The sequence below is a fragment of the Peptoniphilus sp. DNF00840 genome (genome assembly GCF_001553125.1).
Taxonomy (GTDB): Bacteria; Bacillota; Clostridia; order Tissierellales; family Peptoniphilaceae; genus Peptoniphilus_A; species Peptoniphilus_A vaginalis.
The window spans coordinates 1-4,379 of the sequence record NZ_KQ960248.1; the positions used below are offsets into that span (position 1 = coordinate 1).

General features: G+C 30.9%; 2 protein-coding genes and 1 pseudogene. All 3 read left to right on the forward strand.

Translation table 11 applies throughout. The features are described from left to right. The first annotated feature begins 65 nt into the window (after positions 1-65). Positions 66-224, forward strand: coding sequence for a hypothetical protein (locus tag HMPREF1864_RS08450; RefSeq protein ID WP_231723520.1), 159 nt, complete (start codon positions 66-68; stop codon positions 222-224). A gap of 165 nt (positions 225-389) precedes the next feature. After that, complete coding sequence (locus HMPREF1864_RS07545) at positions 390-1,040, forward strand: hypothetical protein (protein WP_062572179.1); 651 nt, start codon at positions 390-392, stop codon at positions 1,038-1,040. Between the two features lie 86 nt (positions 1,041-1,126). Continuing rightward, positions 1,127-4,379 (forward strand): annotated as a pseudogene (locus tag HMPREF1864_RS07550) (hypothetical protein); the annotation flags it as partial.

The window sequence follows — 4,379 nt, forward strand, 5'->3', positions numbered from 1 at the left end:
GTTCTTTACAAGATGGACAAGAATTAACATTATTTTAAAGTTTTTTAAACATTATAAGGCTTAAAATGATAGAAAAATTAAAAGGAATTACAGGACTAGTAGTTCCAAAAAAGATAAAAGAAAAAATGATAGAAACAAGCCTTGCATCAAGGTATGCAACAGATGAAGAACTAGAAGAAGCAGCAGACTACTTTGCAGTTAGGCTAAATAAATATAAGAAATAAAAAAATAAATTTAAGGAGGTGATTAAATAAAAAAACAAGATAATTTTTTAAAATTACAAGAAGACATTTCAAGTCTTTAAAGAGTGATTTATCACTCATAGTTAGCATATTGTTTTTGGAAAGGTAACTTTCCATAAAAATTTTAATAAAGGAGCGTGCAAGCACATGAAAAATTTAAAGAAGATAGCTATAACTTTACTAGTATTATTTATGTTAGTACCAAGCTTTGCATTTGCAAATAGTGTAGAAGAAACACCAGAACTAAAGGCAAAAATTGAAAATATTGTAAAAACTATGCCAGAAGATAAGGCAATAGATGCAATTGAAGAATTAGTCGGTTTAGACGAAGACTCACTTATAAGGACTTGGGAATCAAGAGATGTAAGTAATTTTGCAATTTACAAAATGGATGATGAAGGATTATCAAAATCAAGATATGCATTTACTAATGAGTCTTATATTGAAAGCAAAGATGGCTTTGTTTATATTACATTGAAGACTCAACCTATGGCTTATAAAAATCATAGTGCAGATGTAACTAAGGTTTTTGTTATAGGGAAAAAGACTGAATATGAAGGTATAAATAGTGATTTTAGATCACCAAGTACAAAAATAAAAGGTGAACAAGTACCTGGAACAATTTTAATCAAGGTTCCCGTATCTGAAATAAAGCCTGGTAAACATGGTTATAACTCATTATTAAAAGTTAGATTTGAAACAAACCTAAGGAATGATTTTGGCGGATTTATTGGAAAATTATTTCCAGATGCAATGATAAATCCGAAAGCATTGTTTTATTTTAACAATAATATCTAATTAAGGTAATTAAATGCTGTTGCAGAGTAGAATCATCTATTCTGCAACAGCACCATTTAAACTTATCTAAAGTAAAGGAGTGTAAAATGAAATTGATTAGAAAAACTTCTGTAGCTTTTATTTTATTTTTAATATTAATAATTAATTCTTGTTATGCCTATGAACCTAATTATAAGGATCCTAATGTTATTAATGATATAGATATAGTGGATCAAGAAACAGGATTAAGACTTCGTGATTATGTTTGGTATTTACCTGATTCTTTTGCATCTCAGCTAGATGATTGTATGGATAGTGAAGGTACATACACAAAAGAAGGTTTAAAAAAAATTGCTGAAGAAGGAAATAAATCTATTGGAATTAAAGTAGAAAAATTAGATTCAAGTAATGAAGATTATAATAAAATCTTAAATAAATATAAGGATGAGCTATATAAAGATCCAAAGAATAATAATAATTATGTAATATCAGCTTTTAAAATTAATATTACTAAAAAAAGTAATTTCGAATTTTTGTCGGCTCCAATGGGCACCAAAGTGGTAATTCCTTTAAGAAGAGTAACAAAGTCAGGCGAAATACAAAATCGCCATTTTGAACATAATGTTGGGGTTTATGTTTTGCATAAAGATCCTAGTACCGGTGATGTAATTAAACCGTTAAATACGGAAGATGCCGACACTTATATATCTAATCCTAAAAAAGGACTAAATGATTTGGTAGTAGCTGATGTACAAGATGGCGATTGCATATTTGTTGCAACAAAAAAAATGACAAAAATACCTGAGAATATGATGCCTGGTGTATATGACACTAGAGTAGAATTGAGACATTTTTCAGACTATGGAATCTATTCGATGGGTAATCCTGCAATAATAAAAAAAGCTAAATTGGTAGTAGATAAATATGGCAAGAAAAAATTGTATTTTAGTGCGCAACCTATGAATTTCGCCCTTGATAGAGGACATCTTTTACAATTTTGGCAAGTTGATAAAGCAACAGATAAAAAATATGAAGCAAGTATTGAAGACAGATATACAGATGAAACAAATGAAAAGGAGTATCCTAAAACATTTAGTTTACCATTATTATCAAACGACCCTATTGTAAATGGAAAAGTTTATGTTGATGTCATGAGTAAGCCAGGTATGCCGGGGATTCAGCCAACTGAATTAGCAATAACTATAGAACCCTTTAATGGTGAAAAATGTTTATCAATAAAAAATTATAAACCAGATGGGAAATATGAGACTGGAACTATAGGCATAGAAAGTGCAAATGATTTTTCAACAAATTCTTTAGAAACACATAAGAAAAAGTCAAGATATATAATTACATCTAATTCTGATGGAACTGTTAATGTTAAATTAATAGATAGCGACTTATACTTAAGTGATGAAAAGGACATTGTTATAAAAGGTAATGGAGCAGATGGAAATGAAATTAAGTATGAAGCTGAATGTAATAATTTAGTAGAAAAAGAAGTATTTGACTCAAAAGGAAAATCACTAGGAATTAAAAAAGTTACAAATGATTTTGTAATAAAAAATATAAACTTAGAAAAAACTCAAACAAATGGATTTGATGAAATGCTTTATATTACAAATGGATATATCAAAGATAAAAATGGCAATTTGAAGAAAAATCCAAGATATAGTTTCTGGAAAATTAATCCATATGATGTAAAGTCACTTAATTTAAATAAGAGTTCTTTAGAAAATGAAATAAAAGAAGCTGAAAAAATAAATCAAAAGAATAAAACTAAAGAAGCTTTTGATGAACTTAAATCAGCGATTACTAAGGCAAAAGAAATATTATCTAGTGCAACAGAACAAGCACAAATAGATAATGCTAACAAAGAATTGCAAACTGCTATTGAAAAGTTTAATAGTTCAAAAGACCAAAGCACTCAAACAAATGATGAAAAAGACAAGATATACAATTTGCCTGTGGAATTGAAACACCTTGTAGAGGATCAACCATCTATGGGAGCTGGGGCTTTAATATCACCAGCAAAGGTCAATATAAAAGGGAATACTGCTACTATTGACTTAACTTTTAAAGGCATAAAAGTTATGAATATTTATGGGCATTTAACAGATGCATTTACTTACACTGACAACGATAGGTATAAAAATCCTATAAAAATGGATGTAGTTGAAAGCGTCAATGATACAGATCTAAATGGCAAGGAACGTTCTTTCCCTAAAGTTCTTCGCTTTACAATGGATAAAGATAAATTCATTGAAGCAGCAAAGACTGGTATATATCTTCAAGTTTGGGTAGATGCTATGGATTCATTAAATGAACAAAACAAAAATATAAATAAAGATGAGTTCTATGATAAATATACCAAGGGTGTTGGGCGTCAAACAGCTAGGCTTTTTATTGATACTTCAAAAATGAAAGAAAATGACAACCAATCTAATCCAAGCAATCCAAGTAACCCAAGCAACCCAAGTAATCCTAGCACTCCAGGATATTCCTTCCAAAATTTAGCTATAGAAAGATCTGCACTAGGCTCTGCTATGGCAAGTGCAAGTGCATCTATGAGTAAGGGAGCTGACTCCAACTTAGTAGCAGCAATGGCAAGGGCAGGTGCAATTGCTAACAACCCATACGCATCAAGAGAAGAAATATTAAGTGCTACACAAGCCCTAAACAATGCAGTTATTAACAATAAGGGTAGTATGAATAACCAAAACAATAATAATTCTTGGGGCAATAACAACCAAGGCTGGGGCAACAACTCCGGATGGGGAAATAACAATTCTTCATGGGGAAGCTATGGCAATAACAACCAAGGCTGGAATAACAACTCATCATGGGGAGTTTACAACAACAACCAAAACAACAATAAAAACAATGGACCAGTAACAATCCAATATGAAGTGCCTGTTGAAGTTCTTCACGCTTATCAAGATGGATACTCTATGGCAAATGGAGCAATAAACCACATAGCGAGAGTAGAGGAAAGAAACGGTCAATTCAGGTATAGCGTTCAATTCAATCCTCTTGAAAGAGAATTTAATGGACAAAAACTTGTTGGAAATTTAACCCATCTATTTATTCATGATGGTAATAAATATTTAGCAGAACAATCATCTGGAAATGTATGGTCATGGGTTATGAATGGCAAATATAACAGAGTAAATATCAGCGTTAAAGTAGACGTAATGGATCAAATTGCCGTGAATGAACAAAAGGCAATCCTATCCTTTAACTGGAATGCTGCAAGAGAAGTAGGTAGAGTTGGCGGAAACAACAACCAAAACCAACAAAACCAAAATCAACAAAACCAACAAAATCAACAAAAGCAAGCACCACAAGTAGTACAAAATA

Excerpts from the sequence above, each read along its gene's own strand:
- HMPREF1864_RS08450 (WP_231723520.1), top strand. The coding sequence starts at position 66 with ATGATAGAAAAATTAAAAGGAATTACAGGACTAGTAGTTCCAAAAAAG.
- HMPREF1864_RS07545 (WP_062572179.1), top strand. The coding sequence starts at position 390 with ATGAAAAATTTAAAGAAGATAGCTATAACTTTACTAGTATTATTTATG.